Genomic DNA, 24190 nt, shown 5'->3' with positions numbered 1-24190 from the left:
GCATGGGGGACCACATGCCAGAAGAAAGCCACGAGAACGTACCGAGCAGGCAGCGCAGGCGCTTCGAGGGGATCTCCTCCCGGGCGTACGAGCACCCGGCGGACCGCTCGGCGCTGGTCGCCCTGCGCAAGCTCACCGGCTTCGACACGGTCTTCAAGGCGCTCAGCGGCCTGCTCCCGGAGCGCAGCCTGAGGCTGTTGTTCCTGTCGGACTCGGTGCGCGTCTCGGACGCCCAGTTCGCCCACCTGAACGTGATGCTGCGCGACGCCTGCTACATCCTGGACCTCGACAAGGTCCCGCCGATGTACGTGAACCAGGACCCGCAGCCGAACGCGATGTGCATCGGCCTGGACGAGCCGATCATCGTCGTCACCACCGGGCTCGTCGAGCTGCTCGACGAGGAGGAGATGCGGGCGGTCGTCGGCCACGAGGTGGGCCACGCGCTGTCCGGCCACTCCGTCTACCGCACGATCCTGCTCTTCCTCACCAGCCTCGCCCTGCGCGTGGCGTGGATCCCCCTCGGCAACCTCGCGATCATGGCGATCGTGACCGCCCTGCGCGAGTGGTTCCGCAAGTCGGAGCTGTCCGCGGACCGGGCGGGGCTGCTGGTCGGCCAGGACCTGCGGGCCTCGATGCGCGGCCTGATGAAGATCGCGGGCGGCAACCACCTGCACGAGATGAACGTGGACGCGTTCCTCGCCCAGGCCGAGGAGTACGAGGCCGGCGGCGACCTCCGCGACTCCGTGCTCAAGATCCTGAACGTGATGCCCCGCTCCCACCCCTTCACCACGGTCCGGGCGGCGGAGCTGAAGAAGTGGGCGGAGTCCCGCGACCACCAGCGGATCATGGACGGCCACTATCCGCGGCGTGACGAGGACGGCGGGACCTCGGTCACGGACTCCTTCCGTCAGTCGGCGGCCAGCTACGCCAGCGACATGAAGAACTCCAAGGACCCGCTGATGAAGCTGGTCAGCGACATCGCGGGCGGCGCGGGCGACCTCGGCGGCCGGGTACGCCGAGGCTTCGGCGGCTTCGCCACCGGCAGCAGCACGGCCGGCTCCACGACCAAGGACACCCCGCGCACGGACAACCCGGAGGACACACCCCCACCCGCCAACGCCTGACGCCCCCCTCAACCGGCCCGCACAGACCACCCCCGCACCCCTGCCCACCCAGGGGCGCGGGGAACTGCGCACCTCGCCCCATACGGCCCGCACAGACCACCCCGGCACCCCTCCCACCCCAGGGGCGCGGGGAACTGCGCGCTCAACCCCAACCGCCCGCACAGGCGATCCCCGCACCCCGTCCCACCCCCCAGGGGCGCGGGGAACTGCGCACCTCAGCCCCAACCGCCCGCACAGGCATCCCGGGCCTCTGATCCACCCCGCAAAGCCGCGCGCAGCGCACCCCGCAGCGTCACAGCTTCGGCTGCGCCCCAGCAGCCAACGACCCGCACAGCGCGGTAGCGCTCCCCGTGGCGAACGGATCCGTCCCGGCCGGCCCACCCGCCCGCGCCGTCTCCCCCGCGAGCAGCGGACGCAACTGGTTCGCCGCATCCTCGGCGCAGGCCAGCGGCCCGGCCTGGACGTAGGAGACGAGCAGCTCGGCCTGGTGCATCCGCAGGTCGTCCCGGTCGAACCGGAAGTGCAGCTCACGCCGGACGGTGAACAGCGACGCCTCGGCCTTCTCGTCGGCGCCGCTCGGCCGCAGCGCGTACACGAAGGTGTGGTCGGCGCTGACCTCAAGCGTGTCGGAGTCCGTCTCCGCGGCGGTCAGCGTGCCCTGCACCCGGACCTTCGTGTCGGCCAGCTCCGTCCGCGCCGGATCGAAGCGCACCAGCCACCCGGTGGGCGCGTGCCGCCCGTCCGCGGCCGGGCTCCGGAAGCTCTGGTCGAACTGGTCGAGTTGCTGCGGATCGAGCAGTATCCGCACCGGCCGGCTGGCACCGCCGGTCAGCACGTCCGGGTCGAGCGCGGACTCGACGAGGTAGTCCTTCGCCGTGGTCAGCGCGGTGATGATCTGGCTGTCGGAGAAGTGCGCGGTGCGTCGCGAGGCGGGCAACGTGATGCCGTCGGCGCCTATGCGGAACTGGTCTGCGGGGCTGTGCGCGTACAGCGCCTCCACATCGGCCGAACCGGGCACGCGGCTCTGCGGCGCGAGCGGGATCACCGTCATCCGCAGGGGTTCGGGACGCTTCGCGGCGGGGGTCTGGTAGGGATGGCGCACGCCCATGTAGATCGCCGTGCCGAACGCCACGGCGATCAGGACGACGAGGACCAGCGCCTGCCGGGAGAGACCTCGGCGCATCGGGGGGCGGCGGCGGACGGCCGGGGTGTGGTCGCCGATCCGCTCCTGCGCGGAGAACTCCTGGAGGCGGGCAGCGCGGACGAACGATTCGTCGAAGACGACGGAGCGGTACTCCTCCTCGCCCCCGCCGGGTACACCCTCGGATGTCCCCTCCGGTGGGTCTCCAGGACTGCCCATACTTTCAGAGTAGGTCTCCTGGACCTCAGGTAAACGCCCTGCTACACGACAACTTCTGACAGGTTCTCACCAGTTTCACCGTCAGCTACGGGAGGAGCCGGGCAGGCTGCGGCGACCGCTTTTCAAACCTGCTCCGGCCACGGGCTCACGGCGTGCGGGGCACCGCCGAGGCGGCCGGCGGGGAGTAGTCGGCGGAGGCCGAGGGGCCCACACCGCCGCCCTGTTCGAGGCCGGTGGAGGCGGGCGGCGGGACCTGGTCCCCGCTGCTCGACGAGGCGCCCCGGTAGACCGCGGCGAACGCCAGCGCGACCATGCCGATGCCCATCACGAGGGCGAGCACCCAGGCCACGGGGCGGTGCCAGCGGACCTGCTTGCCGTAGCTGCCGGGGTGGCCGTATCGGCCGTAACGGCCGTCCAGGACGTCCCGGTCGTCGAAGTCGTCAAGATCGGGGTCGTGGCCGAAATCACCCGGCCCGTCGGGTCCGAACCCGTCCTCGTAGAGCTCGTCGTCCCCTCGCAGCCCCCGGGGGCGCGTCCGGCGGGCCTCGGCCTCGGAAGCCTCCGCCCTCGCCTGCGCGGCGGCCAGGAGGCGCTCCACGGCGGTCGGCTCGTGCACCGTCGCCGCCCGCACGAAGGCCTCGTCGAAGACCACGGAGGCGAACTCTTCGTCCGCACCCCCGCGGTCGCGGTCGTCGTCGGGCTCCCAGCCGTCAGGGAACGGCGTGCCCCCCACGTCCTCCGGCACGGATCCAGAGTAGACCGGGGTGGTCAATTTGGGCAGACGGTAAGGAAATTCTCCCGCCTGGCGAGACGGCCGGCGCCGAGGCGGCCCGAAGCGTCCGGCGCCGGACGCGGTCAGCGCCGGATGTGTCCGTCGCCCGTGACGATGTACTTGGTGCTCGTCAGCTCCGGCAGCCCCATGGGCCCCCGCGCGTGCAGCTTCTGCGTGGAGATCCCGATCTCGGCGCCGAAGCCGAACTGGCCGCCGTCCGTGAAGCGCGTGGACGCGTTCACGGCCACCGTCGTCGAGTCGACCAGTTGGGTGAAGCGGCGGGCCGCCTGCTGCGAGGTGGTGACGATCGCCTCGGTGTGCCCGGAGGTCCACAGCCTGATGTGGTCGACGGCCCGCTCCAGCGAGTCGACGACGGCCGCCGCGATGTCGTACGACAGGTACTCGGTCTCCCAGTCCTCGGTCGTCGCCTCGACGACGGTGGCCTTGGAGTCCTTGCCGTACGCGAGGACGCGCTCGTCGCCGTGCACGGTGACCCCGGCCTCCGCGAGGGCGTCGAGCGCGAGCGGCAGGAACCGGGGCGCGATGTCCTGGTGGACGAGGAGCGTCTCGGCGGCGTTGCAGACGCTGGGCCGCTGCGCCTTGGAGTTGATCAGGATGTCGATCGCCATGTCGAGGTCGGCGTGCGCGTCGACGTAGACATGGCAGTTGCCGGTGCCGGTCTCGATGACCGGGACGGTGGACTCCTGGACGACCGTGCGGATCAAGGAGGCGCCGCCGCGCGGGATGAGCACGTCGACGAGGCCCCGGGCACGCATCAGCTCCCGTACGGACTCGCGGTTGTCGCCCGGTACGAGCTGGACGGCGTCGGCGGGCAGGCCCGAGCCGCCGACGGCGTCGCGCAGGACGCGGACGAGGGCGGAGTTGGACTCGTACGCCGAGGACGAGCCGCGCAGCAGCACCGCGTTGCCGGACTTCAGGCACAGGGCTGCCGCGTCGACCGTCACGTTCGGGCGGGCCTCGTAGATGATGCCGACGACGCCGAGCGGGACGCGGACCTGGCGCAGGTCGATGCCGTTCGGGAGGGTCGAGCCGCGGACGACCTCGCCGACCGGGTCGGGCAGCGCCACCACGTCGCGTACGTCGGAGGCGATCGCGCGGATCCGTTCGGGGGTGAGCGTGAGCCGGTCGATGACGGTCTCGCTGGTGCCGGCCGCGCGGGCGCGCTCGATGTCCTTGGCGTTGGCCTCGACGACGTCGCTCGTACGGACTTCGAGGGCGTCCGCGATCGCGAGCAGCGCGTCGTCCTTCTCGGCGCGCGGCAGCGGGGCGAGGTCGGCGGCGGCGCCCTTGGCGCGGTAGGCGGCCTGGGTGACCGGGGACATCGAGTCGTACGGCGAGAGCGTGGTCATAACCCGCAGGGTAGTGCGCCCGCGAGAGCTGTTCAGCCGTTGTCCCACACCGCGAGACAGGTCCTGAAATGGCCGGAGAAAGTGTGTACCCCCGGGGCCGCGGAGGCAGCGGCCCCGGACGTCAGAACGGGTGGACGCCCACCGGCGTGGCCGGCAGCGGCCCGTAGCCCTCCGCGATCCTCTGGTGGTAGGTCTCCCGGTCGATGACCTCCAGACCGACGATCTCCCAGGGCGGCAGCTTCGCGGTCTGGCGGTGCTCGCCCCACAGCCGCAGCGCGACCGCCGCCGCGTCGTGCAGGTCGCGGGCCTCCTCCCAGTAGCGGATCTCCGCGTGGTCGTTGGCGTACCGGCTGGTCAGCAGGAAGGGGTGGTCGTGGGCGAGCTGTTCCAGGCCGCGCCTGACCTCTTTGAGCGGGGCCTCGCCGCCCGAGACGCTCAGCGTGACGTGCCACAGCCTCGGCAGGTCCTGCGGCTCCTCCGCCTCGTACATCTCACCGGCGACGACGCTGGTGAGCGCCCGTTCCTCGCCGGCCGCGCGCGAGCCGCCAAGACTGCGGGACGCCGCCGCCCCAGGGCGCACTCGTCTCACGACGGCCTCCTTCACGCAGTGGTCCGCTCGGACTGTCGACTGATCGGACTGAGGGGGTCTCCCTGAGACAAAGTTGAGCAGGTGGGAAGGCGCCGCGTGGCACTTTTACCGAAGGTCCACCTCCCGGCAGGGGCTTTGTCGGGCGTTCCCCGCTCTTTTCGGCCGGGGCCCTGCCGGGGCCATGTTGACGGACGGGGCGCCGGGCGTACGCCGGTGGACGTCCGGTGAGCACCGCTCCGGGCCGCGCCGGGCGGCTCCGGGCCGCTTCGAGGCCCGCCGAGCTCCTCCGACCCCCCTCAGGCCGCCCCGCTCACGGATTCAGCAGCACCAGGTCGTCCCGGTGCACGACCTCGCGTTCGTACGCGGGACCCAGCTCGCGGGCCAGGTCGTGCGTGGAGCGCCCGATCAGCTGCGGGATCTCCTTGGCGTCGAAGTTGACCAGCCCCCGGGCGACCGCCCGCCCCGTGCCGTCGCGCAGTTCGACCGGGTCACCGGCGGTGAAGTCGCCCTCGACGGCCGCGATGCCCGCGGGCAGCAGGGACGTGCGCCGCTCTACGACCGCGCGCACGGCCCCGTCGTCCAGGACGAGGGCGCCCCGCGGGGTCGACGCGTGCTGGAGCCACAGCAGCCGGTCGGCGGAGCGGCGGCCGGTGGCGTGGAAGTAGGTGCCGGTGTCCCGCCCCGCGAGGGCGTCCGCGGCGTGCACCGCACTTGTCAGCACCACCGGGATGCCGGCCGCGGCGGCGATCCGGGCCGCCTCGACCTTGGTGACCATGCCTCCGGTGCCGACGCCCGCCTTGCCCGTACTGCCGATGTCGACGTGGGCGAGGTCGGCCGGAGTGCGTACTTCCGCTATCCGCGACGTACCGGGTCGGCTGGGGTCGCCGTCGTACACGCCGTCCACGTCGGAGAGCAGGACGAGCAGGTCCGCGCGGACGAGATGGGCGACGAGGGCCGCGAGGCGGTCGTTGTCGCCGAAGCGGATCTCGTCCGTGGCGACGGTGTCGTTCTCGTTGACGACGGGCAGTGCGCCCATCGCGAGGAGTTTGTCGAGGGTGCGGGAGGCGTTGCGGTGGTGGGCGCGGCGGCTCATGTCGTCGGAGGTGAGCAGCACCTGGCCGACCCGGACGCCGTACCGGGCGAAGGAGGCGGTGTAGCGGGCGACCAGGAGGCCCTGGCCGACGCTGGCGGCGGCCTGCTGGCGGGCCAGGTCCTTGGGGCGGCGGCGCAGGCCCAGCGGGGCGAGCCCGGCGGCGATGGCGCCGGACGAGACGAGGACGACCTCGTGCTCGCCGCCGCCCCGGCTCTTGGCGAGCACGTCGACGAGGGCGTCCACGCGGTCGGCGTCGAGGCCTCCGGCCGCGGTGGTCAGGGACGAGGAACCCACCTTGACGACGATCCTGCGGGCGTCCAGCACGCCCTGTCTGTCCGCCGCACGCTCTGCCGCCCGCCTGGCCGATGACACGCTGCACCCCAATGTTCCCGATGTTCCGACGTTCCCGACGGCCCGACCGCGGCCTGTCCGGTCCCGCGACCTGATCCTGTCCGTGTCCGGCCCGGTCCGCTCCGCGCCCGGCCCGTGCCCGGCCCGCGCCCGGCCCGTGTCCGGTTCGTGCAATCTACGGGACGGGGCGCGGCGGACGCCCCCGTGTTTCGAGGGGCGGACGCGGAGAGGCGGGTCGGCGGGGGCGCGCGCGGAGGGCGGGAAGGGAGCGTCACAGCTTCTCGTCGTTTTAAACCCAAATCCGGTGATAGTTCTCACGCAAGATTGCTAGGCGACCCGCAGAGGTCATACGGTCAGGGATCGGCCTCTCCCGTACGAGCTTCAGGGAGGTACGGCGAGGCCCGACCTCCATGCCTCCCCCCATCCGCCGCACCCCTCGCAGGAGCCCATTCCGTGCCCTCCGCCGGACTCGCCACCCGCCGCATCGTGCAGCTCGCCGCGCTGCTCTCGATGTTCGCGCTCTTCACGGCTCAGATCGTCTCCGCTCTGCTGCCGAACGTCCCGGTGTTCGTCGCCGCGAGCGCCGCCGGCCTCGCCCTCGACGTGTTCCTTCAGTACCGGGATCCCGGGCTGCTCTCGCTGCTCGGCAAGGTCCGCTTCGACGCCACGGTCCGGCAGTTGCTGCGCGACATGATCATCCTGGTGGGGCTCCTGCGGATCGACGGCATCAGCCCGACGCACGAGCAGGCGCCGCTGATGGTCGGGCTGTGCGTGTTCTACGCCCTGCACTTCGCCTGCCAGGCCGCCGCCGTCATGGTCCGCCGCACCCGTACGCTGCCGATCGTCACCCGCAACATCGACGCGTCCGCGCTGCGCCTCACGGCCGCGCCGCCGCGCATCCTGGCCCGCCGCCCCGGTCACCGGCTGCTCACCTTCTCCGTACCGACCACGGTCGGCCTGATGGTCACCGCGGCCACCGAGGACGCCCTGTGGGGTGCCATCGGCCTCGGTGTCGCCCTCGTGCTGATCGGCGGCGGCACGGCGTACCTCGCCACCTGGCTGCTGCCGAAGAAGCGCGCCCTGAGCGAGCAGAAGGTCATGGAGTGGCTGGACGCGTGGCTGGCCGACTACCGGCCGACGGTCGCCATGTACTTCTCCGGCGGCACGACCTCCGCGTACCAGGCGAACATGTGGCTCTCCACCGTCTCCGCGGTCGACGCGAAGCCGCTGATCGTGCTGCGCGAGCGGTTCATGGTGCAGAAGATCGACGCCACCGACGTGCCGGTCATCTGCTTCCCGAAGGTCTCGACGATGTTCTCGCTGGAGAACTCGACGCTCAAGATGATGCTCCACCCGGCGAACGCCGCGAAGACCTCGCAGGTCCTGCGCATCCCCACGGTGAAGCACGCCTTCATCAACCACGGCGAGAGCGACAAGCTCTCCTCCTGCAACCCGTACGCCAAGGCGTACGACGAGGTATGGGTGGCCGGTCCCGCGGCCCGCGAGCGGTACGCGCTGGCCGAGGTCGGCGTCGAGGACAAGGACATCGTGGAGGTCGGCCGCCCGCAGCTCGCGCCGATCCGCCCGTACTCCGGGGCGCCGACGGGCGCGTTCACGACCGTGCTGTACGCCCCCACGTGGGAGGGCTGGGACGGCAACCCCGGCAACACGTCCGTGGTCCTGGCCGGCGAGAACATCGTCCGGCAGCTCCTGGCAGACGACGGGGTACGGCTCCTCTACAAGCCCCACCCGATGACCGGTTCCGTCGACCTGCGCGCGGGCGCCGCGAACGAGCGCATCAAGGCGATGATCCGCGAGGCCGCCGCGCTGCGCTCGGGCCCCCGTCCCGACGCGGGTGCCGCGGCCGAACTGGCGCGGCGCACGGCCGAGTTGGACAAGCTGACGTCCACCGACTTCCGGGCCAGCGCCGACGAGATGGAGCGCATGCTGCTCCAGGGCGCGCCCCGGGGCGACCGCGAGGCCGCCATCGCCGAGGCCGCGCTGGCCTGGGAGAAGGCGTACTGGGCGTCCTTCCCGGAGTGGGAGCACCAGATCATCACGGACGCCCGGCCGGGTATCTTCGCCTGCTTCAACCAGGCGGACCTGCTGGTCAGCGACGTCTCGTCGGTCGTCTCCGACTGGCTGTCGAGCGAGAAGCCGTACGCGGTGGCGAACACGTCGGGGATGACCGAGGCGGCGTTCCGCACGGGGTTCCCGACGGTGTCGGCGGGTGTGGTCCTCTCCCCCGGGGCGGAGGGTGTGCCCGCGCTCCTGGAGTCGGTGCGCCGTCCCGAGAAGGACCAGTTCACGGCGGCGCGTGCCGCGCTGAAGGAGCACCTGCTCGGTCCGTCCGACCCGCCGTCGATGGTCCGCTTCAACCGGGCGATCGACGACCTGTGCACGAAGGCCGACGAGCGGCGGGTGCGGATGGAGTCGCGCCTCGCGGCCGAGATCCCTTCGCCGCGGTCCGCCTCGGAGGACGCGGCGGAGGAGGCTTCGCAGGACGCGACCGAGGCGGAGGACTCGGTCAACGCGTAATCACTGCGCACGTCGGCACTGAACAAAGGCGTGGGCCCCGGAGATCACTCCTCCGGGGCCCACGCCTTTGCATTGCGCGACCACGCTTTGGACTGCGGGGCTGGGGGTGCCTTGGCTGCGGGGCAGTGGGGGTGACCCGCGCGGTTCCCCGCGCCTCTGAAAACAGGCGCCCGGGGTGCGCCCCGTCAGGGAGGCGGGGAACCGCGCAACCAGCCGGCCCGCTCTCGGCCCGCGGTGCCATCACGCGCCCGCCCCCCGGGGGCAAGCCGTCAGAACGGTTTGAAGTCGTCGTACTCCTGGTCCGACTCGTCCCGCTCCGCCTGCTTGTCGCGGCGCCGCTGCGAGGCGGGCCGCGGGGCGTCGAAGCGGTGGTCCTCGCCACGGCGCCCGAGCATCTCGGCCCCCGCCATCACCGTCGGCTCCCAGTCGAAGACGACCGCGTTCTCCTCGGGTCCGATGGCGACGCCGTCGCCCGTGCGGGCGCCCGCCTTCATCAGCGAGGCCTCGATGCCGAGGCGGGCGAGCCGGTCGGCCAGGTACCCGACGGCCTCGTCGTTGTTGAAGTCGGTCTGCCGGACCCACCGCTCCGGCTTCTCGCCGCGTACGCGGTACAGCCCGTCGTCCTCGCGCGTCACCGTGAAGCCCGCGTCGTCGACCGCCTTGGGGCGGATGACGATCCGTGTCGCCTCTTCCTTCGGCTTCGCCGCACGCGCCTGTGCGACCAGCTCGGCCAGCGCGAAGGACAGCTCCTTGAGGCCCATGTGGGCGACCGCCGAGATCGCGAAGACCTGGTAGCCGCGCGCCTCCAGGTCGGGGCGCACCATCTCGGCCAGGTCCTTGCCGTCGGGCACGTCGATCTTGTTCAGGACGACCAGGCGCGGCCGGTTGCCCAGACCGCCGTACTGGTTCAGCTCCTCCTCGATGATCTCGAGGTCGGAGACGGGGTCGCGGTCCGACTCCAGGGTCGCCGTGTCCAGGACGTGCACGAGCACCTCGCAGCGCTCCACGTGCCGCAGGAACTCGAGCCCCAGGCCCTTGCCCTGGCTGGCTCCCGGGATCAGGCCCGGCACGTCGGCAATCGTGTAGACCGTCGAGCCCGCCGTCACCACACCGAGGTTGGGGACGAGGGTCGTGAAGGGGTAGTCGGCGATCTTGGGCTTGGCCGCCGACAGGACCGAGATCAGCGAGGACTTGCCCGCGCTCGGGTAGCCGACCAGCGCCACGTCCGCGACCGTCTTCAGCTCCAGGACGATGTCCTGCGTGCCACCGGGGACGCCCAGCAGGGCGAAGCCGGGCGCCTTGCGGCGCGCCGAGGACAGGGCCGCGTTACCGAGGCCGCCCCTGCCGCCCTCCGCGGCGATGTAGGTGGTGCCCTGGCCCACCAGGTCGGCGAGGACGTTCCCGGCCTTGTCCTGGACGACGGTGCCGTCCGGCACCGGCAGGATCAGGTCCTGGCCGTCCTTGCCCGAGCGGTTGCCGCCCTCACCGGGCCGGCCGCTGGTGGCCTTGCGGTGCGGGGAGTGGTGGTAGTCGAGGAGCGTGGTGACGGACTGGTCGACGACCAGGATCACGTCACCGCCACGGCCGCCGTTGCCGCCGTCCGGGCCACCGAGGGGCTTGAACTTCTCCCGGTGGACGGAGGCACAGCCGTGACCTCCGCTACCCGCGGCGACGTGCAGCTCGACGCGGTCCACGAAGGTGGTCATGGAATGTGCCTCCAGTTACGTACGGAAATCTCTCGGAGCAGTCACTGATTCGTCGTCGCAGTCACTGCCCAGGTGAAACACGCGAAAGGCGGACCCGCTTCCCGTACGGGAAGTGAGGTCCGCCTCGCAAAAGATCCGGTCAGGCGACCGGAACGATGTTCACGACCTTGCGGCCACGGTGCGTGCCGAACTCGACCGCACCGGCGGCCAGCGCGAACAGCGTGTCGTCCTTGCCACGGCCGACGCTCACGCCGGGGTGGAAGTGGGTGCCACGCTGGCGGACCAGGATCTCACCGGCGTTGACGGTCTGACCGCCGAAGCGCTTCACGCCGAGCCGCTGAGCATTGGAGTCGCGACCGTTCCGGGTGGACGATGCGCCCTTCTTGTGTGCCATCTCTCCTCAGTCCCTTACTTCGCAGCCGCGGGGATCTCAGTGACCTTGATCGCCGTGTACTGCTGGCGGTGGCCCTGACGACGGCGGTAGCCGGTCTTGTTCTTGTAGCGAAGGATGTCGATCTTCACACCCTTGTGGTGATCCACGATCTCGGCCTGGACCTTGATGCCGGCCAGGACCCACGGGTCGCTGGTGACGGCGTCGCCGTCGACAACGAGCAGGGTCGAGAGCTCGACCGTGTCGCCGACCTTGGCAGTGGAAATCTTGTCAACCTCAACGATGTCGCCGACAGCAACCTTGTGCTGGCGACCACCGCTGCGCACGATGGCGTACACGCGGATCTCTCTCTCACTCGAAATCGGAATCCCCGCAGTCCAGCCACCGAAGAAAGCGAAGCAGGCAGCCTCTCCCGGGGCGCGAGCCACCGGGAGGAAGAGGTTTACGGGAATGCGGTGCATCAAGAAACACACCGAGGGTCAAGGTTACGGGGCCCCGACCTGGGGGTCAAACCGAGCGCTGCCCCCACCCTGACCTGGCAACCTACGTGGGTTCGCCGTCCGCAGGCAGCGGCTTCACGCCCTTGCACAGATCCGTGGAGTCCGCGGTGCCCGGGTAAGCGACCTTGGTCACCCGGTCGAAGTGGATCTTGTACATGTCGTGCACGGCGTCGTCGTCGACCTTCACGATCGACTCGTCGTTCTCGCGCAGCGCGGGGCCCGTGTAGTTGCCGGAGCCGGTGAAGCTGACCTTGTTCCTCACCCCGTCGTACACGCCGTCCACCAGGATGTACTTGGAGTGGACGATGTACGGCGTGACCAGCTTCTGGCCGGGGTTCAGCGGGTCCCGGTCGTCGTTGTAGCAGCGTACGGTCGGGCCCCCGGTGGTGTGCATCTTCTCCCAGGTGCCCTTGGTGCCGCCGCTGCTCTTGGCGCTGTCGGACTCCGCGTAGACGATGCTCACGGAGCAGCCCGCCTTCTTCAGGTCGACCAGCTTCTCCGCGATCGCCAGCCGCGTGATCTTGAAGATCGCCACCCGGACCTTGGTGGACTGCGTGACGCCCGCGGTGTCCTTGTACTTGCAGGTGACGTTGTTGAGGATCGAGTACACCGAGTCGGTGGCCCGTGTGTTGCCCGCCCGCGGGAAGAAGTACGCCTTGTAGAGGCCGTTGCTCACCGTGCGGTAGTTCCAGGACGCCCAGTCGCGCGCGACCATCGTGTCGAAGTAGTCCGCGTACGCGTCGTACATCGTCGGGTTGTTCGGCAGCAGCAGCGCGTCGTTGAAGAAGCGCGTGTGCGCGGACGGCGTGGAGTTCGAGGTGGTCTCCACGACCACGTTCGTGGCGCCCTGCACCGCCGAGAAGAGCCAGAACTTGTTGTGCATGATCGACTGCCCGAACTCCGGGTCGCCCAGACACGACTTGTTCGCCGGACACGTCGAGACGTACGAGTCCCGCGTACGGTCCGTGCCGAGGCCCGAGGCGAGCGTCCCGTAGGCGGTGTTGGTCGGGCGGTCGCTGACGCTGGACTCGTCGAGCAGCACCTGCACGCGCACACCGCGGTTCTTGGCGGCGACGAGCGCGTTGACGATGCCCGCCTCCCAGACGTGGTAGACCGCGACCTTGATCGTGGAGCCGGGCAGCGCGGAGTTCGTCAGCTCGATCAGCCGGGTGCGGATCGCGTACTGCTGGTCGGTGGTGCCGAGCGGATCGTTGAAGATCGGCCCCTCGGTCCACGTCGGGTTGTCGACGGCCTGCGCCGTACCCGCCGACGTGCCCGCCTGGACACCCGCGGCGGACAGCACCGTCGCCAGCGCGACGGCCTGACGGCTTCCCCTGACCGGCTTCACAGCACGGTGCCGCCCGGTGCTCTGCAGGCGCACGCGCACCATGAGATCCCCTCCCCTGACACGTGTGCGCGCCTCCCCGACGCACACCCGTGTATGTGTAACCGATGACCGCCCGATTTTTACAGGTACGGGATCGCGTTCCAAGGGGCGGGGGGTGAATGTGATGTCCGTGATGCTTCCCCGAACGCGTCACGGTATGTCAGACCGGGCGCCCGGGACGGCAGTTCGAACCACCACGACGACGCCCCCGACCGGCGCGGTGAGCGCCGGTCGGGGGGCGTCGTGCCGAGGCTCGCGCCTTTGCCGCCGTCAGAACCTGTGAGTCCTCGTCAGTCCTCGTCAGTCCTCGTCGGTGGAGGCGGTGACGGTGGACGGCGTCTGCTGCTCCGCCGCCGCGGTCTTCTTGGACGTCGACTTCGCGGCCGTCTTGGCGGTCTTCGTCGCCTTCTTGGCCGTGGTCTTCTTGGCGGCCGTCTTCTTGGCCGCCGTCGTCGTCTTCTTCGCGGCGGCCTTCTTCGCCGGCGCCTTCTTGGCCGCCTTGCGGGCCGTCTTCTTGGCCGGCGCCGCGGCCTCCCCGCCGTCTCCGCCGTCCTCACCGGACGACTCCGCGGGGGCCTCGACCGGCGCCTCGGCGGCCTGCGCCGGAGCTTCCGGCTGCGCCGACGGGACGACCACGACAGCGGTCTCGGCGGACGAGGTCGGCGCGGTGGCCTTACGGACCGCACGACGCCTCGGACGGGCCGGGGCGGCGCTGTCCGCGACGGGCTGCTCCCCCGCGGGGACGGCCTCGGCGGCCTGCTCCACGGGCTCGGCGGGCGCGGCAGCCGGTGTGACCGGCTCGGAGACCGTCACCACGGTCCCCTCGGCCACCGCGGGCGAACCGGCGGGCGCGGACACCTTGCGGGTCGCCCGACGGCGCGTACGGCCCTTGGGAGCCGCGTCGTCGACGGCCGGGGCCTCGGTGGCGGCCGGGGCCTCGACCGTCGGGTCCTCGGCGGCGACCGGCGCCGCCTGCGCGACCTCGGCCGGCTCCTGCTGAACCGGACGCGCGATCTCTTCCTCGGTCGTCACGGACTGTGCGGTCGGCACCTCGTCGCCGCGCTCTGCCGTCCGCTCCGCCTGCTCGTTGCGCTCCGTCCGCTCGGCACGCTCGGCCCTGCGGGACTCGGACCGCGGCGTGCCCGCCGGGGCCGACGCCCGCCGACCCGACCGGCGACGCGAACGGCCACCCCGGGTCGCCGCGGCCTCCGCCTCGGCGGCGCTGCTGTAGAGATCCTCGTCCGGTACGAACTCGGGCTCAGGGAGCGCGACGGGCTCGGCGGTCTCCGCGGCGACCTCGGCAGCGGTCTCGTCCGGCTCGACGGCGTCCGCCGACTCCGACTCGTGCGTGTGGTCGTGCGTGTGCTCGTGCTCGTGGGTCTGCTCGGCACCGCCGCGACCGCGCTTCTTGCGCTTGCCGCCGCCTCCGGCGGAGGTCGGCGGCTCCATGTGCACGATCACGCCACGGCCGTTGCAGTGGACGCAGGTCTCCGAGAAGGACTCCAGCAGGCCCTGCCCGACCCTCTTGCGGGTCATCTGGACCAGGCCCAGCGAGGTGACCTCGGCCACCTGGTGCTTCGTACGGTCGCGGCCCAGGCACTCCAGGAGGCGCCTGAGCACCAGGTCCCGGTTGGACTCGAGGACCATGTCGATGAAGTCGATGACGACGATCCCGCCGAGGTCGCGCAGCCGCAGCTGACGCACGATCTCCTCGGCCGCCTCCAGGTTGTTCCTGGTGACCGTCTCTTCGAGGTTGCCGCCCTGACCGGTGAACTTGCCGGTGTTGACGTCGACCACGATCATCGCTTCGGTCTTGTCGATGACCAGCGAACCGCCGCTCGGCAGCCAGACCTTGCGGTCCAGCGCCTTGGCGAGCTGCTCGTCGATCCGGTACGTCGCGAAGACGTCGACCTCGGAGGTCCACCGGGACAGCCGGTTCGCCAGGTCGGGCGCCACGTGGGCGACGTATCCGTGGATGGTGTCCCACGCCTCGTCGCCGCTGACGATGACCTTCGTGAAGTCCTCGTTGAAGATGTCGCGGACGACCCGGACGGTCATGTCCGGCTCGCCGTACAGCAGCGTCGGCGCGTTCGAGCCGCCGCCGCTCTTCGCCTTCTTCTCGATGTCCTCCCACTGCGCCTGCAGCCGCTCGACGTCACGGCGCAGCTCGTCCTCGCTCGCGCCCTCGGCGGCGGTGCGCACGATGACGCCCGCGTCCTCGGGGACGATCTTCTTGAGGATGGTCTTCAGACGGGCGCGCTCGGTGTCGGGCAGCTTGCGGCTGATGCCGGTCATGGAGCCCTCGGGCACGTAGACCAGGTAGCGGCCGGGCAGCGAGACCTGGCTGGTGAGGCGGGCGCCCTTGTGGCCGATCGGGTCCTTGGTGACCTGCACGAGGACCGACTGGCCCGACTTCAGGGCGCTCTCGATGCGGCGGGGGCCGTTGGCCATGCCCAGCGCCTCGAAGTTGACCTCACCGGCGTACAGGACCGCGTTGCGGCCCTTGCCGATGTCGATGAAGGCGGCCTCCATCGACGGCAGCACGTTCTGGACCTTGCCCAGGTAGACGTTGCCGACGTACGACGTCGCCTGCTCCTTGTTGACGTAGTGCTCCACGAGCACGTCGTCCTCGAGGACGCCGATCTGGGTGCGCTCGCCGTTCTGGCGGACGACCATCACGCGCTCGACGGCCTCACGGCGGGCCAGGAACTCGGCCTCGGTGATGATCGGGACGCGGCGGCGGCCCTGCTCGCGCCCTTCACGGCGGCGCTGCTTCTTGGCCTCCAGGCGGGTCGAGCCCTTGATGGACTGGACCTCGTCGCTCGGGTGCTCGTCCTTCTTGCGGGGCTCGCGGACCTTGACGACCGTGCGCTCGGGGTCGCTGTCGCCGGTCTCTACCTCGCCGGAGGAGTCACCCGCGCGACGGCGCCGGCGGCGGCGGCGACGGCTGCTGCTGGAGCCGCCCCCGTCGTCGTGGTCGTCGTCCGCGTCGGCGGAGTCCTCCTCGGACTGCTCGGCGGCGTCCTCGGTGTCGTCGGTGTCGTCGGCGGTGCGGGCGGCCTGCTCGCCGCGCCCGCCCCGCTCGTTCTGCTCGTTCTGCTCCCCCGCGAAGTCGTCGTCCGCGTCGGCGGACTCGCCCCGGCGGCGGCGACGGCCCCCGCGGCGGCGACGGCGGCGCGAACCGGTCTCCTCGCTGTCGTCACCGTCGGCGGCGTCCTCCGCGGACTCCTCCTCGACGGGCTCCTCGTCGGCCGGCTCCTCGGCCTCGGGGGCACGCTCCACCGGGGCGCGCTCGGCGGGAGCGGCGGGCTCCTCCGCCCTGCCACGGCGGCGGCGACGGCGCGAACCGCCCGTCTCCTCCTCGGCGGCGGCCACGGGAGCGGCGACGGGGGCGGCCTGCTGGACCGGCTCCACGACCTCCTCCGCCTCTTCGGCGGCCTCGGCCGCGGCGGCGGCAGCGGCACGCTCCGGCGTCTGGAACATCGGCTCGGTGAAGACCGGCGCCTGGAAGACGGCGACGGCGGGACGCGCGGGGCGCCGGGCCGAACCCTCCTCGGCGGTCTTGCGGGGCGCGGGCGCGGAGAAGCCTCCGGCCGCCTTGCGCGTGGCGCGGCGACGGGCGCGGCGCGGGGTGGCGTCCTCGGCGTCGGCGGGGCTCTCGGCCTCGGCGGACCGGTCGTTCCTGGCAGCGGCCACGGGGGCCTCCCTGCGCTCGTCGCGAGCAACGGCCTCGGTGGGCTCGGTCGCGGTGGGGGTCTCGGCGCGCTCCGCCTTCTGCCGGGCGGCGCGACGAGTGGGCTCGGCGGCGGCCTCGGCGGGCGCCGGCTCGGACGTCTCGCCCTCCGCCTCGGCCTGCGGCGCACCGGCGGGCGCGGTGGCGCGGCGGGTGGCACGACGGCGCGCACGGGGGGCGGGCGCGGCCTCTGCGTCAGCCTCGGCGGCCGGTGCCTCCCCGGCGACCGCAGCGGCTGCGGGGGCCTCAGCGACCTGCGGCGCCTCAACGGTCACGGACGCCTCAGCCGCATCGGCAGCCTGCGGCGCACCCGAAGGCGCCGTGGCACGACGAGTCGCACGACGGCGCGCACGCGGGGCGGGCGCCGCCTCGGCGTCGGCGTCGGTCTCGGCGGGCGTCACGGCAGCCGGTGCCTCCTCGGCGACCGGGGCGGCAGCCGGAGCCTCGGCAACCTGCGGCGCCTCAAAGGGCACGGACGCCTCAGCCGCATCGGCAGCCTGCGGCGCACCCGAAGGCGCAGTGGCACGACGAGTCGCACGACGGCGCGCACGCGGAGCAGGCGCCGCCTCGGCGTCGGCCTCGGCCTCTGTCCGGGCCGGGGTTTCGGGCTCGTCCACGGTCGGCGCGGTGGTCGCGGTAGCGGCGGCCTCGTCGCTCGGCGCCGCGGTGGCGTCCGCCGTCTCGGCGGCCTGCGGGGCGCCCGCGGGGGCGGATGCCCGCCGGGTGGCGCGTCGGCGCGCACGGGGGGCGGGCGCGGCCTCGTCGGCCGGCGCGGGCGCGGCGGTCGCAGCCGCCTCTTCGTTCTCCTGCGCCTCTTCCGTCGCGAGGTCCGCGGAGGTCACAGCCGGTACGGCCGGCGCCGTGGTCTGTGCCACGGCGGTGTCCTCGGCGTTCCCCGACGGCGGGCCGGCGGGGCGCGAAGCGGCACGACGGCGCCGACGTGGCGGCAGCGTGTCGCTCGGGGTGTTGTTGTCGGAGCCCGTCGAGGACTCGGTGGGGTCGGTCGGCTCAAGCATGCGGGTGGATCTCCCGTCAGGCTCCCGGGCGCCGCGGATCCGGTGACGTCCGCGGCTCGCGCGTTGCGCGGTGCCGCCGTCCGGGGCGCGGGCGCCGCACGGGAGCTCTCTGTGTCCTGTCTCGCCGGTTCCGTACGCCATGTGTGCGTACGGCCTGGCGAAAGTCTTCTGGTCGGTGCGCTGCCCGAACCAGGTGGCTCCCGGATACGAGGGCGGCGCTTCGACGTACGTCCCTGCGCGGGACCTTCCTTACGCCAGCGCCTTCGCGGCGGCAGCTGCGGTGTCCCCGGAGACTCCCGGGGAAGGTGCTGCTGCCTCGCGGTCGGGCGCGAGCGGGTCGGTCACCGTGCCGGTCTCTTCATCGAAAAGCCCCTGCGCCAGCCTGGTCACCGCTGCGGGGACCGGCGGCGCCAGGTCGGCCACGGCTCGAAGACCGGACAGGACGTCGTCAGGTCGAACGGCAGGCGTCACGTGCCGAACAACCAGCCGCAGTATCGCACAGGCCTGGTCGGTCGGCCTATCAGCCTGTGGACCGTGTGCCGTCGGCTGTGCACCGTGCGCCTCCAGACTCGCGACGGCGCCGCGGGCGTCGAAGGTGCGCATGCCGTTCTTCGCCTTGCGCCGCACCTCGACGGTCTCGGCCGCCGTGAAGGCGTCGACCGCGCGCTCGGCGTCCTCGGGCGACACGCCGTCGAGGCGCATCTCCCACACGGACGCGGTGAGCCGGTCGGCGAGACCCGACGTACGGGCCTCCACGGCGTCGATGATGTCGAGCCCGGCGGGCATCGACTCGTCGAGGAGTGCGCGCAGCGTGCCGGGATCGCGCGCTTCGGTGAGCGCGATCTCCAGGTACTCCGCCTCACTGCCCGTGCCGGTGGGTGCGGCATTGGCGTACGACACCTTCGGGTGCGGCGTGAACCCCGCCGAGTACGCCATGGGCACCTCGGCTCGGCGCAACGCGCGCTCGAAGGCACGCTGGAAGTCACGGTGGCTGGTGAACCGGAGGCGGCCGCGCTTGGTGTAGCGCAGTCGGATGCGCTGCACCGCGGGTGCGGGCGGCGGGCCTTCGGGCTGTCGCTTGCCCAGTGTCGTTCAGTCCTTCGTGAGTGCGGTCGTACTACTACCTAGAGTACGTGTGCCGGCGCCCGTGCGTTCCCTCCGGGAGGGGGCGGCGCGTTCTACCGGGGCCCGCCGGGCTTGACCAGGCGTACGGGGTCCGGCTCGGCGCGGGCTCCGGGCAGGGGTACGGGCTCGGGCTCGCGCGGCGCGCCGAACAGCGCGCGCCGGATGTCGGCCCTGGTCTGCCGGGCCGTCTCCCGGGCGCTCGCCAGGGCCTGCCGGGTGACACGGCCCACGCTCCGCGCGGCCTCCGCGGCGGGCTTCCAGAAGACGTCCCGTACGAAGTGCCCCATCGGAGTGAACACACTCCGGTACGCCCACCGGACCGGCTCCACGAAGATCCACCGGAAGAGTCGTCCGAGGAAGCGTCCGACGGCGAGAGACACGTATCCGGCGACGCGCCACGCGTGTCCCAGGGCCTCACCGACCTCGCGCGCGATGACGGCGAGGGCTCGTCCGACCGGGGCGAGGACCCAGCGCCACAGGGCGACGGCGGGGACGACGAGGATCCACCGCAGAAGGGTCCCGACGACCTTGCCGAGCCACACCGCCACGGCCCACAGCCCCCGGCCCACCCATGTCACGGCGGCCCACAGCCCCTGGCCGACCCAGGTGAGGCCCGCCCACACCCCCCGGCAGGCCCATACAACTCCCGCCCACAGTCCGCGCGAGACCCACACCACCCCGAACCACAGCCCCGCGGCGACCCACGCGACAACTCGCCCGGCCGGCGCGAGCAGGGCCCGGTACAGCCGGCCCGTCGGAGTGAGCACCGCCGTCCGCCACAGCCAGGCGCAGCCCGCCCCGAGGCCCCGCAGCGTCCACACGATGCCGTGGCCGAGGGGTGTCAGCAGCCGCGCGTACAGCCATCGGGCGGGGACGACCAGGAGCACGTGCCCGAGCCAGGCCCAGCGCCCGCCCCACGGGCACGGCGACGTACCGCCACAGGCCCACCCAGGGCCAGACGAACAGCAGCATGCACAGCCATTTGAACGCGTACCCGAGGCCGGTGAACACCCAGGCGAGTACGGTCGCGACGCCGTTCAGCAGCCGGGCGAGGGCCCGGCCGACGGGCGCGAGCACCCACATGAGCGCGCGGCCGAGCGGCCTCAGCAGCGTGTCGTCGATGAGCCGGCCGCAGACGACGAGCGCGTCCCAGGCCATCCGCACGGGCACGATCAGCACGAACACCACGATCCGCACCGGGATGCGGATGGCGACGGCGAGACATCCCTCAGGAGCGGCGTCCGGCTGCCGGGCGGGCATCACGGGCGGCGCGGGCCGCGGCGACTTCTCCAGGTCCATACCCACACGGACGCGTCAGCCGCCCGGATGGATGCACGAACGGTCCGGGAACGGCACGTTTATCCGTGCTCGCCCCGGACATGCGCGCTCGCCCCGGATCGCACCCTCCGCGCCATGAGTCCGGCCTCAGTGGCTGTGGCCGCCGGCCGAGGCGGTGGCGGCGTTCTTGACCGTCAGCGGCAGCAGCTTCTTGCCGGTCGGGCCGACTTGAATGTCGAGATCCAGCTGCGGGCACACCCCGCAGTCGAAGCAAGGCGTCCAGCGGCAGTCGTCGACCTCTGTCTCGTCGAGTGCGTCCTGCCAGTCCTGCCAGAGCCATTCCTTGTCGAGGCCCGAGTCCAGGTGGTCCCAGGGCAGGACCTCCTCGTAGGTGCGCTCGCGGGTCGTGTACCAGTCGACGTCCAGGCCGAAGGCGGGGAGCGTCTTGTCGGCGCAGCGCATCCAGCGGTCGTACGAGAAGTACTCGCGCCAGCCGTCGAACCGGCCGCCGTCCTCGTAGACGGCGCGGATGACCGAGCCGATGCGGCGGTCGCCGCGGGAGAGCAGGCCCTCGACGATGCCGGGCTTGCCGTCGTGGTAGCGGAAGCCGATGGAGCGGCCGTACTTCTTGTCGCCGCGGATCCGGTCGCGGAGCTTGCCGAGGCGCGCGTCCGTCTCCTCCGCCGACAGCTGCGGGGCCCACTGGAACGGGGTGTGGGGCTTGGGGACGAAGCCGCCGATGGACACCGTGCAGCGGATGTCGTTCTGGCCGGAGACCTTGCGGCCCTCGGCGATCACGTTCATCGCCATGTCGGCGATCTGCAGGACGTCCTCGTCGGTCTCGGTGGGCAGGCCGCACATGAAGTACAGCTTGACCTGGCGCCAGCCGTTGCCGTACGCCGTCGAGACGGTCCGGATCAGGTCTTCTTCCGAGACCATCTTGTTGATGACCTTGCGCATGCGCTCGGAGCCGCCCTCGGGGGCGAAGGTCAGACCGGAGCGGCGGCCGTTGCGGGTCAGCTCGTTCGCCAGGTCGACGTTGAACGCGTCGACGCGGGTGGAGGGCAGCGAGAGGCCGACCTTGTCCTCCTCGTACCGGTCCGCGAGGCCCTTGGCGATGTCGCCGATCTCCGAGTGGTCCGCCGAGGACAGGGAGAGCAGGCCCACCTCCTCGAAGCCCGTCGCCTTGAGGCCCTTGTCGACCATCTCGCCGATGCCCGTGATGGAGCGCTCGCGGACGGGGCGGGTGATCATGCCCGCCTGGCAGAAGCGGCAGCCGCGGGTGCAGCCGCGGAAGATCTCCACCGACATGCGCTCGTGGACGGTCTCGGCGAGCGGCACGAGGGGCTGCTTCGGGTACGGCCACTCGTCCAGGTCCATGACGGTGTGCTTGGACACGCGCCACGGGACGCCCGACTTGTTGGGGACCATGCGGCCGATACGGCCGTCGGGGAGGTACTCGACGTCGTAGAACGCCGGGATGTACACACCGCCGGTCTTCGCGAGGCGGAACAGGACCTCCTCGCGCCCGCCGGGCCGGCCCTCCGCCTTCCAGGCGCGGATGATCTCGGTCATGTCGAGCACGGCCTGCTCGCCGTCGCCGATGATCGCCGCGTCGATGAAGTCGGCGATCGGCTCGGGGTTGAAGGCCGCGTGGCCGCCGGCCAGCACGATCGGGTCGTCGAGACCGCGGTCCTTCGACTCCAGCGGGATGCCGGCGAGGTCGAGCGCCGCCAGCATGTTCGTGTAGCCCAGCTCCGTGGAGAAGGAGAGGCCGAACACGTCGAAGGCCTTCACGGGCCGGTGGGCGTCCACCGTGAACTGCGGGACGCCGTGCTCGCGCATCAGCTCCTCGAGGTCCGGCCAGACGCTGTACGTGCGCTCGGCGAGGACGCCCTCGCGCTCGTTCAGGACCTCGTAGAGGATCATGACGCCCTGGTTGGGCAGTCCGACCTCGTACGCGTCCGGGTACATGAGCGCCCAGCGGACGTCGCACTCCTCCCAGGGCTTCACCGTGGAGTTGAGCTCTCCACCGACGTACTGGATCGGCTTCTGCACATGCGGGAGCAGAGCTTCGAGCTGTGGAAAGACCGACACAGCGGTTTCGGCAGACATCTCGCGAACCTTTGTGAGCGACAGGGGATGACTTTCAAGCGTAACGTGCCCGGGGGTCCGCCCCGTACGCGTTCGCGCCCCTCCGGGGAGGGGGTGCCACCGAGGAGGGCCCACCGAGGCCCCCTAGACGCTCGTCCCGCTCCTGATCGTCTCCCATGCCTCCGGCAGCGCGGCCTCCACCGAGGCCGCGAGGCGCTCCTCCCGGCCGTACAGGACCCCGTACGTGAAGGCGCTCTCCGCCGCCGCGTGGGCCTGGGCGGCCAGGTCGCGCAGGGTGAGCCGGGCCATCACGCTGTCCTGGTGTTCGCCGAGCAGGCCCTGGAGGGACTTCATGTCGCCCGCCAGGCTCTTCGCGGGCCCGCCCAGTACCGCGGTGGCGAGCTCGGCCGCGTAACGGGTGCGCTTGGTCTTCTTGCGGGCCTCGTGGATCGCGAGGTCGCGGCCCTCCCCCGGCGGCAGGTCGACGGCCCGCCCGACCAGTGCGGACAGCTTGTCGAAGTCCTTGCGCACGGCCTTGGTGACCGCCTTCCCGGTGGTGTCCGCGGCGGCCCCGCGCAGCGGCGGGGTGGCGAGCAGCGCGTCGAGGGAGACGAGGAGGTCCAGGTAACGGCCGCCGTCGAGGACCGCGACCAGGCGGCGCCGGGAGCCGGCCCTGCGGGCGTGCGCCCAGGTGCGCAGCCGGCCGCGGACGGGGCCGGCGAGCAGGGGGCGCGGCAGTCCGGCCAGTGCCGCCGTCAGCCGCTCGGTCAGGACCTCCTGGTCGCGGTCGACCCCGAGCTCCCCCGCCAGCCATTTCAGTTCGTCGCGGAGCGGGTCGGTGACGCCCCGGTCCAGGACGTTGCCGTACGAGCGGAACGTGCTGCGGAGCCTGCGGGTGGCGACCCGCATGCTGTGCACGGCGTCGAAGACGTCCCGGCGGACGGCGGGGTCCAGTTCGACGATCGCGTCGCGCTGGGCGCGGACGTAGGCGAGGACGTGGTCGCCGGCGGTGACGGGCGGCGCCGCCACGACGGGCTCCTTGCGCGCCTTGCGGCCCGTCTCGTCCAACGCTCTGACCAGCTTGGACGCGGAGGTGGAGCGGGAGACTCCGGCCTTGCGGAGTTTCTTCTCGACCTTGTCCAGGAAGGCGGGGTCGCCGTCGTCCGCCAGCTCGACCTCGATCTCGGTCCACTCGGCGGTGCCGTCGCCGCCGCTGAGCCGCTCGGCCCGTACGCGGTCGACGCTGACCTCGGCGAGCAGGCCCCCGGATCCGTCGACGAGGTGCCGGACGTCGCGGGCGGACAGCAGCCGCACGACGGGGACGAGTTCGGCGTCGCGCACCCGGGAGCGGACGAGTCCGGCAAGGGCGCGGGGCACGGTGTCGGAGAGCGGGGCGCGGATCTCGTCGCGTACGCCGTCGGAGACGGGGAGTTTCAGGTGCCAGCCCGCGTCGTCGCCGCCGGTGCGGCGGCGCAGGGTGAGCGACGCGGCGGCGAGGCGCTGGTCGGCCGTGTCGTAGTAGACGGCGTCGAGTTCGGCGACGCCCTTGTCGATGACGGCCGAGACGCCGGGTACGCGCGTCAGGTCCGGCAGATCCGACAGTCCGGCATTCTCATCGGCTTCGTACTTACGCTCGATCTCGCGCTTGGTGTCCGCCATGACCTGAATTTAGATGCACCACCCCACCCCCCGTAAGGGGCGGGGCGGCCGAGCACCGTAAGGGGCGCGGGGAACTGCGCGGCCGGCCACGACGGACCCGCACC

At 71.9% G+C, this 24190-nt stretch carries 15 protein-coding genes and 1 pseudogene; 2 read left to right on the top strand and 14 right to left on the bottom strand.

Annotated features, from left to right (window positions below; translation table 11 throughout):
* Nucleotides 1-14 precede the first annotated feature (14 nt).
* On the top strand, nt 15-1124 hold the full coding sequence (locus K3769_RS28815; RefSeq protein ID WP_372515059.1) for a M48 family metallopeptidase: 1110 nt from the start codon (nt 15-17) through the stop codon (nt 1122-1124).
* A 292-nt stretch (nt 1125-1416) separates the two neighbouring features.
* Here the strand turns inward: K3769_RS28815 and K3769_RS28810 are convergent, their stop codons facing one another.
* The 5 genes from K3769_RS28810 to proB all read right to left on the bottom strand — a co-directional run bounded on the left by K3769_RS28810 (nt 1417) and on the right by proB (nt 6632).
* Nucleotides 1417-2484 carry an SCO2583 family membrane protein gene (locus tag K3769_RS28810; RefSeq protein WP_267029182.1) on the bottom strand — a complete coding sequence of 356 codons (1068 nt, stop codon included), beginning with the start codon at nt 2482-2484 and terminating at the stop codon, nt 1417-1419.
* Nucleotides 2485-2629: 145 nt separating this feature from the next.
* Nucleotides 2630-3229, bottom strand: a complete 600-nt coding sequence (locus K3769_RS28805; RefSeq protein WP_267029181.1) for an SCO2584 family spore wall biosynthesis protein — start codon at nt 3227-3229, stop codon at nt 2630-2632.
* 110 nt (nt 3230-3339) lie between these two features.
* A complete protein-coding gene (locus tag K3769_RS28800; RefSeq protein WP_267029180.1) occupies nt 3340-4626 on the bottom strand; it encodes a glutamate-5-semialdehyde dehydrogenase in 1287 nt (428 codons plus the stop codon).
* 121 nt (nt 4627-4747) lie between these two features.
* Nucleotides 4748-5206, bottom strand: a complete 459-nt coding sequence (locus K3769_RS28795; RefSeq protein WP_267031590.1) for a DUF8830 family protein — start codon at nt 5204-5206, stop codon at nt 4748-4750.
* Between the two features lie 319 nt (nt 5207-5525).
* Complete coding sequence (gene proB, locus K3769_RS28790; RefSeq protein WP_267029179.1) at nt 5526-6632, bottom strand: glutamate 5-kinase; 1107 nt, start codon at nt 6630-6632, stop codon at nt 5526-5528.
* A gap of 480 nt (nt 6633-7112) precedes the next feature.
* Here proB and K3769_RS28785 point away from each other — a divergent pair, with 480 nt between their 5' ends.
* Entirely contained in the window at nt 7113-9197 is a 2085-nt protein-coding gene (locus K3769_RS28785) for a CDP-glycerol glycerophosphotransferase family protein (RefSeq protein WP_267029178.1), read from the top strand.
* 269 nt (nt 9198-9466) lie between these two features.
* Here K3769_RS28785 and obgE read toward each other — a convergent pair whose 3' ends face one another.
* The 9 genes and pseudogenes from obgE to K3769_RS28740 form a co-directional block, all read right to left on the bottom strand.
* Nucleotides 9467-10903, bottom strand: coding sequence for a GTPase ObgE (gene obgE, locus K3769_RS28780; RefSeq protein ID WP_267029177.1), 1437 nt, complete (start codon nt 10901-10903; stop codon nt 9467-9469).
* Nucleotides 10904-11042: 139 nt separating this feature from the next.
* Nucleotides 11043-11297, bottom strand: coding sequence for a 50S ribosomal protein L27 (gene rpmA / locus K3769_RS28775; protein WP_037618784.1), 255 nt, complete (start codon nt 11295-11297; stop codon nt 11043-11045).
* 14 nt (nt 11298-11311) lie between these two features.
* Entirely contained in the window at nt 11312-11632 is a 321-nt protein-coding gene (gene rplU, locus K3769_RS28770; protein WP_006374708.1) for a 50S ribosomal protein L21, read from the bottom strand.
* A 205-nt stretch (nt 11633-11837) separates the two neighbouring features.
* On the bottom strand, nt 11838-13184 hold the full coding sequence (locus K3769_RS28765) for a phospholipase D-like domain-containing protein (RefSeq protein WP_267029176.1): 1347 nt from the start codon (nt 13182-13184) through the stop codon (nt 11838-11840).
* A 297-nt stretch (nt 13185-13481) separates the two neighbouring features.
* Nucleotides 13482-17930 (bottom strand): Rne/Rng family ribonuclease, encoded by a 4449-nt coding sequence (locus K3769_RS28760; RefSeq protein ID WP_267029175.1) that lies wholly within the window; start codon nt 17928-17930, stop codon nt 13482-13484.
* Nucleotides 17931-18179: 249 nt separating this feature from the next.
* Entirely contained in the window at nt 18180-18974 is a 795-nt protein-coding gene (locus tag K3769_RS28755; protein ID WP_267029174.1) for a TIGR03936 family radical SAM-associated protein, read from the bottom strand.
* Nucleotides 18975-19022: 48 nt separating this feature from the next.
* A pseudogene (locus tag K3769_RS28750) lies at nt 19023-20354 on the bottom strand (hypothetical protein).
* A gap of 126 nt (nt 20355-20480) precedes the next feature.
* Nucleotides 20481-22448, bottom strand: a complete 1968-nt coding sequence (locus tag K3769_RS28745) for a TIGR03960 family B12-binding radical SAM protein (protein ID WP_267029173.1) — start codon at nt 22446-22448, stop codon at nt 20481-20483.
* Nucleotides 22449-22571: 123 nt separating this feature from the next.
* On the bottom strand, nt 22572-24086 hold the full coding sequence (locus K3769_RS28740) for a CYTH and CHAD domain-containing protein (protein ID WP_267029172.1): 1515 nt from the start codon (nt 24084-24086) through the stop codon (nt 22572-22574).
* Between the last annotated feature and the right edge of the window lie 104 nt (nt 24087-24190).

The organism is Streptomyces ortus, from assembly GCF_026341275.1.
In the GTDB taxonomy this organism is placed as follows: domain Bacteria; phylum Actinomycetota; class Actinomycetes; order Streptomycetales; family Streptomycetaceae; genus Streptomyces; species Streptomyces ortus.
Note: the sequence above shows the minus strand (reverse complement) of the source record. Positions and strands in the feature narration are given on the sequence as shown.